General features: G+C 63.0%; 10 protein-coding genes and 1 pseudogene. 8 read left to right on the top strand and 3 right to left on the bottom strand.

What is annotated here, in order from left to right; translation table 11 throughout:
* The first annotated feature begins 1 nt into the window (after position 1).
* From J2S59_RS17225 to J2S59_RS17205, 5 genes are all read left to right on the top strand, one after another.
* Positions 2-508 (top strand): aromatic-ring-hydroxylating dioxygenase subunit beta, encoded by a 507-nt coding sequence (locus J2S59_RS17225; RefSeq protein WP_306825333.1) that lies wholly within the window; start codon positions 2-4, stop codon positions 506-508.
* A 158-nt stretch (positions 509-666) separates the two neighbouring features.
* The gene (locus J2S59_RS17220) at positions 667-1,599 is read left to right on the top strand and encodes an alpha/beta fold hydrolase (RefSeq protein ID WP_068119510.1); all 933 of its coding nucleotides are present in this window, start codon (positions 667-669) and stop codon (positions 1,597-1,599) included.
* Complete coding sequence (locus J2S59_RS17215) at positions 1,587-2,540, top strand: DODA-type extradiol aromatic ring-opening family dioxygenase (protein WP_306825332.1); 954 nt, start codon at positions 1,587-1,589, stop codon at positions 2,538-2,540. The genes J2S59_RS17220 and J2S59_RS17215 overlap by 13 nt, the downstream gene beginning before the upstream one ends.
* Positions 2,540-2,884: a bifunctional 3-phenylpropionate/cinnamic acid dioxygenase ferredoxin subunit gene (locus J2S59_RS17210; RefSeq protein WP_068116311.1), complete on the top strand. Its 345-nt coding sequence runs from the start codon at positions 2,540-2,542 to the stop codon at positions 2,882-2,884. The genes J2S59_RS17215 and J2S59_RS17210 overlap by 1 nt, the downstream gene beginning before the upstream one ends.
* 184 nt (positions 2,885-3,068) lie before the next feature.
* A complete protein-coding gene (locus J2S59_RS17205) occupies positions 3,069-4,412 on the top strand; it encodes an MFS transporter (protein WP_068116310.1) in 1,344 nt (447 codons plus the stop codon).
* Positions 4,413-5,170: 758 nt separating this feature from the next.
* Here the strand turns inward: J2S59_RS17205 and J2S59_RS17200 are convergent.
* Both J2S59_RS17200 and J2S59_RS17195 read right to left on the bottom strand, forming a co-directional pair.
* A complete protein-coding gene (locus J2S59_RS17200; RefSeq protein ID WP_068124538.1) occupies positions 5,171-6,172 on the bottom strand; it encodes an IS3 family transposase in 1,002 nt (333 codons plus the stop codon).
* Positions 6,169-6,576, bottom strand: a complete 408-nt coding sequence (locus J2S59_RS17195) for a transposase (protein ID WP_292606269.1) — start codon at positions 6,574-6,576, stop codon at positions 6,169-6,171. The genes J2S59_RS17200 and J2S59_RS17195 overlap by 4 nt, the downstream gene beginning before the upstream one ends.
* Positions 6,577-6,679: 103 nt before the next feature.
* Here J2S59_RS17195 and J2S59_RS17190 point away from each other — a divergent pair.
* Positions 6,680-6,850 (top strand): annotated as a pseudogene (locus tag J2S59_RS17190) (transposase); the annotation flags it as partial.
* 6 nt (positions 6,851-6,856) lie between these two features.
* Here the strand turns inward: J2S59_RS17190 and J2S59_RS17185 are convergent.
* The gene (locus J2S59_RS17185) at positions 6,857-8,014 is read right to left on the bottom strand and encodes an IS30 family transposase (RefSeq protein ID WP_306825331.1); all 1,158 of its coding nucleotides are present in this window, start codon (positions 8,012-8,014) and stop codon (positions 6,857-6,859) included.
* Positions 8,015-8,072: 58 nt separating this feature from the next.
* Here J2S59_RS17185 and pglX point away from each other — a divergent pair, with 58 nt between their 5' ends.
* Entirely contained in the window at positions 8,073-10,817 is a 2,745-nt protein-coding gene (gene pglX / locus J2S59_RS17180; protein WP_281366692.1) for a BREX-1 system adenine-specific DNA-methyltransferase PglX, read from the top strand.
* Positions 10,814-13,312 (top strand): BREX-1 system phosphatase PglZ type A, encoded by a 2,499-nt coding sequence (pglZ, locus tag J2S59_RS17175; protein ID WP_068117770.1) that lies wholly within the window; start codon positions 10,814-10,816, stop codon positions 13,310-13,312. Before pglX ends, pglZ begins: the two co-directional genes overlap by 4 nt.
* Positions 13,313-13,322: the final 10 nt, after the last annotated feature.

Genomic DNA, 13,322 nt, shown 5'->3' with positions numbered 1-13,322 from the left:
GATGCCAGCACATGACTTGTCAACGCGGTGGCAATTGAAACAGGAAATCGAGGATTTCCTGTTTCGTGAAGCGCACATCCTGGACGAACACCGCCTTCACGACTGGTTGGACCTCTTCACGGAGGATGCGGAGTACATTCTTCCCCTCCGCGAGTATGTGGAAGGAAAGGTTGAACCCGCTGGCCACCCGATCATCAAGGACGACAAGGACATGCTTAGGATCCGCGTCGCCAAGGATGACACCGGCTACTCGCACGTTGAGATACCAGTATCCATGACATGCCATCTGATCAGCAATGTCGTTGTTGATGCCAGCAGCGACCCAGACGAAGTGATCGCCTTGAGTGCTTTCACTGTTCGGCAGGCCAGGAAGTTGCGGGACGAAGCATGGTGGGCGGGGCGCCGCGAGGACGTCTTGCGCCGGGTCGACGGCGAGTGGAAAATCGCTCGCCGCTTGGTGCACTTGGACAACACGGTTTTGCCGCGGGGCATTGCCATCTTCTTCTGAGGGCGCCACTCATGTGACAGGCGCCTGCGATTGGATCCTGCCTTCCTTGGCAGGGACACGAGCGGCCCCCAATAATCCAGACAGTTGTACGCCCCTGCGTGGGTGCACATGGTCTTATTGACTTATTTGCACCTCGCACCAGAGCAAGGAAGCCTAACATGCATAATGACGAATACGCGTCGCGCAGTGTGGTCGTGCCGCACGTGCGAGCCATGCGCGAGAACGTGTATGGAGTCCACACCCACTATGTGGAGGCGGGTGAGGGAGAACCTGTCATCCTGGTCCACGGTGGCGGCCCAGGCGCATCGGGCGCTAGTGGTTGGGGAAGGCTCCTGCCGCTACTCTCTGGCGAGTTCCGCGTCCTGGCGATCGACCTGTTGGGGTCCGGATACAGCGACAAGCCACTGGTCGACTACTCGTTCCAGACACTTGTCGACCATGTCGCGGGATTCATCGATGTCCTCGGCCTCAGCAGGGTGCGTCTTGTCGGGAACTCGCAGGGCGCCTACGTGGCGATGAAGTACGCGCTGGACCATCCCGCTCGGGTGCGACAAGTCGGTGTGATCGCTACCGGAACTCTCGCGACGGCAGTTGGTCTGCGGGATGGCGGTCACGCTCTTCCGCTTCCCAGATTCGACGGTTCCCGTGCGTCACTGGAGGACTTTCTCCGTCTCATCGTCAACGACCCGAGGCATCTCAGCGATAGGCTAGTTGACGCAAGGTACGATGTGGCGTCACTGCCGGGGCATCGTGAGATGCTGGATTCGCTTTGGGACTACCGCCGGCTTCTGGTTCAGGATTCCGATCAACAGCAGGTCTTCTCGGTGCGTGAACGGCTAGCTCAACTTTCGGTGCCCTGGACCATGATCTGGGGAGCCGATGATCGGACGGCCCCTCTGGCATCGCTTGGAACCGGGATGCGCGAGCTGTACCCGGAAGTTCCGTTCCACGTGGTCGAGGGTGCTGGGCACCAGGCCCAGACCGACGCGCCGCAGGAAGTAGCAGATGTGCTCTTGGCATTCTTTCGCTCCGTCGGCGTGATGGAAGGGCAGGGTCAACGTCCGGAGGTGGCGGACACATGGGCGAAGTAGTCGCTGGCTTGGCCTCGTCACACGCCTTCACCTTCATGCCGATCGATGACTGGGACGAGTTCCGTGAACGGAATCGGCGCATGTTTCAAGAGCGCTATGGGTTCGTGCCGGAGGTTCCCGACGGCGTCCTTGCAGAGAGTATGGAGGAGAACCGCAAGAGGTTCGCGGCTATTCAGGAGGCACTCAACGCTATTCGGGCAAAACTGGCGTCCACGCTCCCGGATGTCCTCATCGTCGTTGGCGACGACCAGGACGAGAACTTCAGTACCGCGAATATCCCTCAACTGGCAGTTTATGCTGGTGGCGATTTCACTCTCGCGAATCCCCTTATTCGCGGCTCGACTGAATACACATGTCATCGTGAGTTTGCGCGTGACCTCCTCGAGCAAGGCGTTCTCGAAGGCTTCGACCTTGCCTCGGTCGGCCGGTTCGAAGGCGATGAACTGAGGTCTCACGCACATGCGCAGGTGCTAGCCAACATCATGCCGGGCGCGGAAATCCCCGTGGTTCTCGTGTTCATGAATGCCATCCACCATCCCTCGGTCGAGCCGTGGAGGTGCACGCAATTCGGCGAGTTGTTGTCGCGCGTGACTGCGAAGCGCCCCGCGAACGAACGGGTGGCCATCTACGCGTCAGGAGGCTGGTCCCATTTCACGGCCGGGTATCCCTGGCTAAATTATCGGGGACAGGCGGGACACGGCGACATCGATGAGGACTTCGACAAGCACCTCGTGGATACCCTCACAGGCGGTGATACTCGACAGCTGAGCAAACTGTCTGGCGCAGACCTGCTCGAGCACGGGCAGGTGGAGTTGCGGGCCTGGATCGCCCTTCTGGCCGCGTTGGGAGACGAACCTCATCTTGACTTCCTCACGTACGAACCGTTTTATCGCGGACTTATGGGTATGGCGGTCGGATCATGGACACCGAGGGACAGTTGATGGGCACGACAGAGGCGGCGACCCATCAACTGGTGTGCAATGTGACCGACGTCCCTGTGGGTGAGGGGGTCCGTTTTGTGTTGGCGGAACTTCCGGAGCCGGTGGCGATATTCAATGACGATGGCCGGTTCTATGCGCTTTCTGACACCTGTAGCCACGCTGACGCGTCTCTCGCGGATGGCGAGGTCGCGGACTGCCAGGTCGAGTGTCCTCTTCATTGGGCGCGATTTGATCTGGTGACGGGTAAGGCGCTATCGCTGCCAGCCCTATTGCCGGTCCAGGCTTACTCGGTCAGCGTGATCGATGGAGCAATTTATCTCGCGCTCCCAAAGGTTGCGAATTGATGACTCTCGGGGGCGCACGCCCCGTGGTCGATTATTCACGCGTCCCCGGGCGGGTATCCTGTTGGGCGTTCAAGTCCAGTTTGGCTAGCGGCGGCGTAGTTGACCAGTATCCACTGCGTTGTGTTTCCAAGGATTCGTGGTCGCGGCGAACCGCATTCAGACACGTCCACAATGATCGTACCGAATGAGTCGTCGCCTGACTTCCACCCTTTGCTTTGGAGCAGCGCTTAACCCGCTCAACTCGACCTTAATCGCGACCGCCCTCTCGCCCATCGGCGGTGAGTTCGGGGTCGGTACGGCAGGCGTTGCATGGCTGGTCTCCGTCATGTACCTCGCCAGCGCGGTCGCTCAACCGGTCGCCGGACGCTTGGCCGACGAGTTCGGTGGCCGACGCCTCTTCGTGGCAGGCTCTGCGTTGGTCGCGGTTGCGGGCGTGGTGGGAGCCCTCGGGACATCCCTCGCGTTGTTGATGGCGTCGCGCGTGACGATGGGCCTCGGCACCGCGCTGATATACCCGGCGGCCGTCTCGGTGGTCCGAGAGCAGGCCGAGCTGTCAGGACTGCCGAATCCGGCAGGTCCACTGCGTGCTCTCAACGTGGCGGCGCTGGTGGCATTTATGGTGGGCCCCCTGCTCGGTGGTGTCGTGGTGGACACGCTTGGATGGCAGGCGGTGTTCGCTCTGAACCTGCCCCTCGGTGCTATGGGTCTTGCGGCCGGCTTGCTCTGGCTGCCGAAGACTCAGTCTGCGGCGCGTGAATACCCTGTGTGGCGGCTGATCGACGTACCGGGGATAATGTTGTTCGCGGGAACGATCACCATCTTCCAGATTTTGGTGGCAACGCTGTCGAGCTCCGCATACCTGCTTGGCCCGGCCCTTGGTCTGGCGATCTTAGCCCTTGTGCGGTTTGAACTCGCGAAAGAGGATCCGTTCCTCGACTTCCGTCTGCTAGCCAGCAATCGCGCGCTGGTGAGTACCTACTTGCGAATTGCACTGACTTTCATTGTGGTGTACGCAGTCATATTCGGCGTTACCCCGTGGCTACAAGACGAACGGGGCTTCACCGCCAGTTCGGCCGGTCTACTCCTCTTAGGGATGTCGGGAGTCGGAGCCGTGACCTCATTCGTGGGCACTTGGGGACCGGGGCTGCTCTGGTCACTACTGGTCCCGGCCCTCGCGCTCCTCGCAGCTAGCACTGCAATGTTTGCGCTGGACGGCGCGAGTTCGATCCTCTATATAGGTTGCATGATGGCTCTGTTCGGAATCCCGAATGGCATGGCCCAGGTCGCGAACCAGGTTATGGTCTATCAGGCGTCGCCTCGCGCCAAAGTAGCTGCAAGTGCTGGCCTTTCCCGAACCGCACAGTATATCGGCGCCATGATCGCGACAGGAGTGATCACGCTCGCCTTTTCCGGGGGTGGGCACCAGTCAGGCATCGGACGGCTCGCCATATGTTTGATCTTGGTGTCGGGATTACTCGTGATCGTGACCGTCGTCGACCCGAGCCTTCGACGCCAAATGGACTCGTGATCCTGACGTACGGACCTGCCGCTCGTCCGCAAGGTTGCCGACGTCAGAAGAACCAATCCCGAGCGCCGCCCGGTCCTCGACGACCGCTTGTCAGCGCCGGGTGAAACGGCGCTTCACAATCCAGCAGTTCGGCGCCGCGTTCGGGGCGCACGATGGGGCGCGAAGATTCCGACGTCCGGCGGTAGCCGTGTCGGGAGTGTCGGGTGGATGCTTAGGGTCCGTCGTGGTTGACCCCGGTCACCCTGTGCCGCGCGCGAGCCTGTAATGCAGCATGGTGCCGGAGGACTCCACGGGAACCGTGGATTGGTGGCCCTTCCCAGATGAGCGTGGTTGAGGTGTCCGTCACGGGCGGCGTGTCAGAGGGCTGAGAAGGCGTCAGGGCCTTCACGATCGACGACGACCAAGCTGCTGAACGAAAGACCCTGACGATGGCTCATTCTACGTGCGCCTGTGGGCCCTCGCCGTCTTCTCGGTGGTGCCCGCGGGCTGATGAACTCTTTGGTGTCGAGGGGATGCACCTCCTCGACGTGACCAACCTCGACGACGGCACCGTGCGGATCGATGTCGAGTCCGACGCCGACCTGACCGGGTGCCCGGACTGCGGCGTGGTTGTGAATCGCCCCGGGTCTGATGGAGGCTCTCAATCCAGTGAAGGATGAGAGTCATGGCAGCACCGAGGAAAGTACAGCGCTGAGCTCCAGCAGCGGTCGACGCGGATGGCGTTGCGGAAGATGTCAAGCAGTCTGAGACACGTCTCGTTACGCGGTCTGTATGAGGGCCTCCGGTGAGGGCTGGTTGATCCAGGCGGCCTTGGGCAGCTTCGGCGCCTGGGGTCGGCGGTTGCCGAATCGTTCGGGGTGAGCGGCATGCGCGGCGTCGAGGGTGGCCTGACGCTGGACGCGGATCTCGGCGGCGGTGCCGTGGTGGACCGACGCAGGGGTGTGCAGCCCGATCCCGGAATGGCGGTGCTCGTGGTTGTAGTAGGTGAAGAAGGCCTCACAGAACGCCCTCGCGTCGGCCAGCGACCCAAACGCGTCGGGGAAGACAGGCGCGTACTTCAGCGTCTTGAACGCCGACTCGCTGAACGGGTTGTCGTTCGACACTCTCGGTCGGGAATGAGACCGGTCGACACCCAGGTCGAGCAGCAACTGCGCGACGGGTTTGGAGGTCATCGAGGTGCCCCGGTCGGCATGGACCGCCTCAGGGATCCCGTGGTCGCCCATCGCCTCCTCGAGCATGGTCTTGGCGATCTCGGAGTCCTCAGCGTTCTGGACGGTCCAGGCCACGACGTAGCGGGAGAAGATGTCGAGCACGACGTAGAGCTGGAACCAGACCCCGCGGCCGGGACCGCGGAGCTTGGTGATGTCCCACGACCAGATCTGCCCGGGCCCGGTGGCGAGCAGCTCGGGCTTCTTCTTCGCCGGATGGACGGCTTGCCGGCGACGTTCACCGGCCGCGCCGCAGGCACGCAGCAGCCGGTGCATCGTGGACATCGAGCACCAGTAGGTGCCCTCGTCCAGCAGGGTGGCCCACGTCTGCGCCACCGACTTGTCGCAGAACCGCTCGCTGGTCAACGCCGCGAGCACCTGCTCCTGTTCGGCGACAGTGAGCGCGTTCGGTGGCGTGGGCCGCTTCGGTGCCGGGCCATGCACCCTGGGCCGCTGGGCGCGATAGTGGCTACCCCGCGCACGTCCCAACAGGTCGCACGCCTGCTTCACGCTCGTGTGGACGGCGAGCTCGTCGACGGCAGGGTTGATCACCGCTGCGGCGGCTTCGGCGTGCCCGTGCTCTCGGAGAGCGTCTCCAAGAGCGCGTGTGCTTTTCCCACCAGGTCCAACGCGGCCTGCGTCCGGGCCAGCTCGGCCTCGGCCTTCTCCGCACGCGCCCGCAGTTGCTCGATCTCCCGGTCCCGCCGGTCACGTGACTTGGGTCCAAGCGCGGAGCTTGCGCCCGCCCGGGCGGCCTTGCGCCAGTCGACCATATGGGAGGAGTACAGGCCCTCCCGGCGCAAGATCGCGCCCCGCTCGCCGTGGTCGGCGGCGTCGTACTCGGCCAGGATCCTCGCCTTGTACTCCGCGGTGAACGTGCGTCGCTTCGGACGGTCAGCTCTCGGGGTCACCACCCCATCATCGAACGCCGTCGTATCGGCCAACGTCATGGTCATCAGGTGTCTCGCTTCTCGCCCCGTGCAGGGAAGGAACTCAGAAGTGGTGTCTCACCTCAGCCTGACGCACAGGGTTGGACGCCCGGAAGAACCTTCTCATGGCGCGATCAAGCGGGTCGCCGATCAGCTCGGGGTCCATCCCGAGGCGCTAAGGAACTGGGTCCGGCAGGCCGAGATCGACGGGGGCGTTCGGCCGGGCACGACGACTGATGACGCAACCAGGCTGGCTGAGCTTGAGCGCGAGGTCCGGGAGCTGCGTCGGGCCAACGAGATGGCGGATTCAAGCGGTGGGCGCAAGGAACTCTGCGAGCTTCTCTGATGGTGTCAGATAGCCCAGCGTCTTGCGTGGGCGTCCGTTGAGGCTGTCTTGGATCGCGTCCAACTTCTCGCGGCTGACGACGCTCAAGTCGGTGCCCTTGGGCAGGTACTGGCGCAGCAGACCGTTGGTGTTCTCGTTGCTCCCGCGCTGCCAGGGCGAGTGGGGATCGCAGAAGTAGATCGGAATGCCCGTGGCCGTGGTGAACGCGGCGTGCTTGGACATCTCCGCGCCTTGGTCCCAGGTGATCGTCCGGGCCAATGAGGACGGCAGCTTGCTGATCGCGGCGCGCATCGCGGCCTCGACCTGCTCGGCGCTTTTGCCGTCGGGCAGGTGCAGCAGCAGCGTCATTCGCGTCGAGCGCTCAACGAGCGTGCCGACGGCGCTGCGGCTGCCCTGGCCGAGGATGAGATCGCCTTCCCAGTGCCCAGGAACAGCGCGGTCGTCGGCTTCTGCGGGGCGCTCGCTGAGCATCACCATGCCGGGGATGCGGCCGCGGCCGTCAGTGGTTCCGCGAGGCCTGCGTGCAGCTCGTCCGGACCGCAGACACCGCGCCAGCTCGCGGCGCAGCTCGCCCCGGCCTTGCACGAACAGCGACTGGTAGATCGTCTCGTGGCTCACGCGCATCTCCGGATCATCGGCGTGATCCAACCGTAGGCGCGCCGCGATCTCCTCGGGCGACCACAGTTGCTCGAGCCGACTGGTGACCTCCTCAAGCAGCCGGCCCGTCGCGAGCTTGAATGGCTTCGGGCGGCGTGCTTGCTCGCGGGCGCGTTCGTGCGCATGCCAGGCCGAGTAGCCGCAGCGACCGCCGCCGCGCTTCACCTCACGGCTGACGGTCGACACCGCGCGGCCCAGTTGCTCGGCGATCGCGGTGAAGGTGTCGCCACGATTGATCCCCAGCAGGATCTGCTCGCGCTCGTCAATCGTCAGGCAGCCCTGACGTGGTTCCCAGCCGAACGGCTTGGCATCGACGTGCCTGCCGGTGCGGGCCATGATGCCGACCATCGGCGCACTGCAGCCGATCTCCTTGGCGATGTCGACCAGCCGCCAGCCCTTCGCGTGAAGCCTGAGCGCGAGCTGCTTCTGCTCCCGGCTGAGATGACCGTGCTTGCCCTGCATCCGGATCCTCCTGTGATCAGTGACTGCCTCATCTCACAGGACTCGTTGCGCTGACCGCTTGAATCCGCCGATCCCCGCCGCCACCCAGCTTTTCACCCCGCATTGGATCGTCCGCTACCTCGTGGAGAACTCCCTAGGCCGACTCTGGCTGCTCAACCGACCGTCGTCTGGCCTGGTTGACCAAATGGAGTACTACCTTGCACCTGTCGAGGAGGTGACAGACTTCCTCAGGATCGCCAAGCCCGAGGACCTCAAGGTCATCGACCCAGCCTGCGGCTCGGGCCACATGCTCACCTACGCGTTCGACCTCCTGTACTCGATCTACGAGGAGGAGGGATACGGCCCCGCCGAGATTCCTAGCCTCATCCTCACCAACAACCTCTACGGCACAGAGATCGACCCGCGCGCAGGGGCCCTCGCCGCGTTCGCGCTCACGATGAAGGCCCGCGCCAGACAGCGGACGTTCTTCACCAAGCAGGTCGAGCCGAACATCTGCGCGCTGGAGCCCATCTCGTTCAGTCCAGACGAACTCGACTTCCTCCGCACTAAGGATGGGGATCGCCACGCTGAAGAAGCCTTCTGGAATCAGCTTGCCGAGGCGGACACCTTCGGCTCATTGATCCAGCCTGACCCCGACATCACGTCGCAGTTGGCCGCCCATCTGGCGACCTTCGACCACGGGGATGAGTTGCTGAGGGCTGGCACCATCGAGCGGGCACACCGGCTGGTTTACCAAGCAGAGTTCCTCCTTCCTCGGTACGGCGTTGTCGTCGCGAACCCGCCTTACATGGGCAGCAGCAACATGGGTCCGCTCCTCGCGGGCTTCGCCAGGGAGAAGTATCCGGCCGCGAAATCGGACCTCATGACGATGTTCATCGAGCGCGCGGCGTCACTGGTGCCTGAAGGCGGCGTGTTCGCGATGATCACGCTCGCCAGCTGGATGTTCAATCAAGATGCGGCGAACTTTCGCAAGGACCTCCTGGGTCGTTCGACAATCTCGTCCCTCCTGCACCTAGGGCGAGGAATCTTCGGCGTCGACTATGGAACGGTCGCCTTTGCCGCCACCCGCGGTCACGACGACCGGTCCGTCGGCGTCTACCGCAAGCTGTACGACGTCTTCTCCAGTGTCAGGACGCCCGAGGAGATCAGGGACCTATTCCTGGATCACTCACATGCTTCATACCTTGTTGCGCAGCATGCGATCGAGTCCCTGCCAGGGAAGGCGTTCGCATACTGGGTCGACCGCGAGGTCGCCGACGCCTTCAGCCGCTGCGGTCCGATTGGAAAGCGCTTCTCCTCAGGGAATGGCATCACGACGTCCGACAACGGACGCTTTCTCCGGTACTGGTGGGAGGTCGGCGCCCGCGACGTTCGCACAGAGGATTCCAATGGGCCGTGGGTGCCGATCAACAAGGGAGGTCCGTACCGGAAGTGGTCGGGCAACAGAGAGTTCGTTCTTGACTGGCGCCACGACGGCAAAGAGCTTTTCGACCTGCGGCCTACAGCGACGATGCGGAACGTAGACAAGTTCTTTGCCCCATCCGTCAGTTGGTCGGATGTGTCTATCGGGTCCGTGGTTGGGCGAGCATACGGAGCCGAGTACGCGTTCGACGCCTCTGCAAATTCGGTGTTCCCCCAGAAGCTAGAGGACCGCCATGCGCTTCTCGCGTTCTTGAACACCCGGGCAGTTGCAGAGATCTCCCTACTCCTCAACCCGGGTACTCATTTCAAGATCGGCAACTTCGAGGCGCTCCCCGCCATGCTGCGTTCGGATCCAGATCTGGTCGGAGACGTCGAGGAACTGATAGGCATTTCAGACGAAGATCTCAGAACTACCGAACTTGATCGAACCTTCGAGCGGGATCAAGTAGCCCACTACGGGGGGAGTGTCGAGGCGTCAATCGAGAGGGTGCGTGGCGACTGGGAGAAGCGCATCTCACGCATGACCGAGCTAGAGGAACGAAACAACAGGCTCGTTGCTTCGGCAGAGTCGCTCCCGGCACGAATGGCTGAAGCACCTACGCCTGAAGATGTCACCCTACGGAACAACCCAGAGTTTGAGTTTCGCAAGTTTGAACGCGGGATCAGGATTGAACTCGATACGAGGGCCAAGATCGACGACCTCGTGTCGTACGCGGTCGGATGCATGTTTGGGCGCTACAGCCTGGACGAGCCCGGGCTGATCCTCGCTGACCAGGGCGCGACGTTGCAGGACTATCTCGCGAAGGTCCCGTCGCCCACGTTCATGCCCGATACCGACAACGTGATTCCGATCGTGGATGGCGAGTGGTTCGAGGACGACATCGTGGAGAGGTTCCGGACGTTTCTTCGCGCGGCGTTCGGCCAACAGCACTTCGAGGAGAACTTGCGGTTCGTCACTGAGTCTCTTGGCTCGAAGAACCTGCGCGACTACTTCGTAAAGTCCTTCTACAAGGATCACGTCCAGCGGTACAAGAAGCGGCCGATCTATTGGTTGTTCTCTAGTCCCAAGGGCTCGTTCAACGCGCTCATCTATATGCACCGCTACTCGCCATCGACTGTGTCGACGGTGCTCAATGAGTACCTACGAGAGTTGCAGGCCAAGCTGAAGGCGAGCCTGGAGCACGCCGACCGCTCCAGCAATGCGAAGGAGGCCGACCGGCTGCGCAAGGTCTTGCTGGAGCTCGATGAGTACGAGCACGACGTGCTCTACCCCCTCGCCTCGCGGAACGTCGCCATCGACCTCGACGAGGGAGTGAAGACGAACTACCCCAAGCTCGGAAGCGCATTGAAGAAGATCGCCGGCTTGGAGGCGAGCGAATGAGTGACGTCGCCAACATCAAGCCGCACCTGGAGCGCCGCTTCGTTGACCGCCGAGTCGTGTTCTGGCACGACCCGCAGGGTCAATACGCCTCCGTGGTCGACAGCCTTGGCCTGCCGGGTGTCACGACGCTACGGGTCGCAAACGACGAGTACGCCGTCAAGTACCGACTGCTGCACGAGCAGCCCGCTGACAAGTTCTTGATCTACCGATCGGGCCCGCTGCCAGCGGGCGTCGGGAACTGGCTCTTGGATCTCGAACTCGCGTACGGCGTCTTCACCGCAGACCGGAGCTCCTTGGTCTCGGAAGAGCTCGGTCTGACCGCCGAAGGCATCGACGCGGTCGTGGCGCGGCACGAGAAGTTCTTCAACGCGGGGAAGCGCGTCGAGACCCTCAAGGGTCTGCTCACGGCCGAAGATGACGTGGCCCGCCTTCGCGCCAAGATGTCCGCGGTGGTGCTCGGGCAGAAGGAGCACAGCCTCCTTGAGATCATGCGGACGCTCTTGGTTGAGAAATCCAAGGGCCAGCACTCCAAGTACAACGCCCTCGGCGATCTCGAGCTCGCGGACTTTCTCTGGCTCGGTGCGGCTTCGATCTACGGCTACGAGTCGACCGCACCGAGTGTCGATGACTTCGTCTTGTGGATGTTCCGCGCGGCTCTCGGAGGCTTCAAGTCCGACCGCCCTGGGGGGCTGCAGAACATTCAGCTCGACTTCGCCAGCTTCCGCAACGATCGCCGCAGCCAGGCCGCGATGTCGATCCTCGCCAAGCAGGCATCGGCAGACCTCAACTACACGGCGAGCATCGAGAACGCGACGTTCCGAGATCTCGTCGCGGATGACCTGTTCGAGGAGACCGACCGCAAGATCATTGCGGACCTTGCTCGAGCGGTCACGGAACAGACTGTCACCGCTCGTGAGGTGGCCGATGTCGTCCGGGCCCGCCAGAGCAGCGTGTGGATCGATGGTTACCGCCAGCTGTATGCGGCGATCGACGCGGCCGCCGACCTGCTGTCGCGGCTGAGCACGATCGATTTCACGATCTCGGCCTTCGACGAGGGACTTGAGCGCTACCGGAGCGACTGGTTCCGCATCGACCAGCTCTACCGCCAGTTCACCTACGCGCGCCGCTCCTTCGAGGGACCGAACCCACTCGACGCGTTGCGAGACCTCGTCGAGAAGACGTACACCAACAAGTTCGTCTACGAGCTCGGCAACGCCTGGCAGAAGCAGGTCGACGCAGCAACCAGCTGGCAGTCGGTCGTCCTGCGCTCCCAGCGGTTGTTCTACGGCGACTACGTCGAACAACTGCTCCGCGAGGACAAGAAGGCCGTGGTCATCGTCTCCGACGCCCTCCGATACGAGGTCGCCGACGAGCTACGCTCCCGCATCCGCCAGGAGGACCGGTTCAACGCCGACCTCGAGGCCGTCCTCGGCGTCCTGCCGAGCTACACCCAGCTCGGCATGGCCGCGCTCCTGCCGCACCGCACTCTGAAACACTCCGTTGACGGCAAGACGGTGCTCGCCGACGGCCTGCCCACCAACGGGGTGGGCCCTCGCTCGAAGGTGCTCGAGGCCGTGGGCGGCAGTGCCATCCAGGCTGAGACCTTCCGAGCCCTGACCGCCGACGAGCGGCGGGACATGTTCAAGAACAACCGGGTTCTGTACATCTTCCACGACGTCATCGACGCGATCGGCGACAAGCCGGGCACCGAGCGCCGGGTGTTCGAAGCCGCCGAGCTGGCGCTGGCCGAGCTGGTGGACCTGGTCAAGAAGACCGCCAACGCCAACGCCACCAACATCTTCGTAACTGCCGACCACGGCTTCCTCTTCCAAGACGAGGCACTGCCCGAGCAGTTCTTCCTCTCCGAGAAGGCACACGGCGACAAGATTCTCGTCGCCAACAAGCGCTATGTGCTCGGTCACGGGCTGAAGGTCGACGACGCCTTCGCCACGTTCACCGCTGAGCAACTCAATCTCGACGGCGACATCGAGGTCCAGATTGCCAAGTCGATCCACCGCCTCAAGCTCGCTGGCGGGGGAACACGATTCGTCCACGGCGGTGCGACTCTGCAGGAGATCGTCGTACCGGTGCTCGTGATCAACAAGAAGCGCAAGAGCGACACCCGCCTGGTCAACGTGAAGGTTCTCCCGGACACCGACAAGATCACCACCGGCCAGCTGGTCGTGAAGCTATTCCAGGCGGAGCCCGTCAGCGACAAGGTGCAGGCCCGCGTGCTGCGCGCGGGGCTGTACGTGGGGGAGACGCTGATCTCCAACGACCCGCCGCCGGTGCTGACCTTCGACTCCTCCTCTCCCGAGCAGCGGGACCGCTACCAGAGCGTCCAACTGCTGCTCAACCAGGACGCCAACGACTACAACAACCGCGCCGTCGAGCTCCGCCTCGAGGAGCTCATTCCCAACACGAACCAATGGCGTGTGTACGAGAAGGCGATGTTCACCCTCAAGCGCTCCTTCACCTCGGACTTCGACTTCTAAGGGCGGCCGA

The sequence above is a fragment of the Nocardioides massiliensis genome (assembly GCF_030811215.1).
In the GTDB taxonomy this organism is placed as follows: domain Bacteria; phylum Actinomycetota; class Actinomycetes; order Propionibacteriales; family Nocardioidaceae; genus Nocardioides_A; species Nocardioides_A massiliensis.
This window is presented reverse-complemented; position numbering and strand designations above follow the sequence as displayed.

What these genes read in the sequence shown, in the direction of transcription:
- J2S59_RS17225 (WP_306825333.1), top strand. Translation starts at nt 2, where the DNA reads ATGCCAGCACATGACTTGTCAACGCGGTGGCAATTGAAACAGGAAATC.
- J2S59_RS17220 (WP_068119510.1), top strand. Translation starts at nt 667, where the DNA reads ATGCATAATGACGAATACGCGTCGCGCAGTGTGGTCGTGCCGCACGTG.
- J2S59_RS17215 (WP_306825332.1), top strand. Translation starts at nt 1,587, where the DNA reads ATGGGCGAAGTAGTCGCTGGCTTGGCCTCGTCACACGCCTTCACCTTC.
- J2S59_RS17210 (WP_068116311.1), top strand. Translation starts at nt 2,540, where the DNA reads ATGGGCACGACAGAGGCGGCGACCCATCAACTGGTGTGCAATGTGACC.
- J2S59_RS17205 (WP_068116310.1), top strand. Translation starts at nt 3,069, where the DNA reads ATGAGTCGTCGCCTGACTTCCACCCTTTGCTTTGGAGCAGCGCTTAAC.
- J2S59_RS17195 (WP_292606269.1), bottom strand. Translation starts at nt 6,576, where the DNA reads ATGACCATGACGTTGGCCGATACGACGGCGTTCGATGATGGGGTGGTG.
- J2S59_RS17185 (WP_306825331.1), bottom strand. Translation starts at nt 8,014, where the DNA reads ATGCAGGGCAAGCACGGTCATCTCAGCCGGGAGCAGAAGCAGCTCGCG.
- pglZ (WP_068117770.1), top strand. Translation starts at nt 10,814, where the DNA reads ATGAGTGACGTCGCCAACATCAAGCCGCACCTGGAGCGCCGCTTCGTT.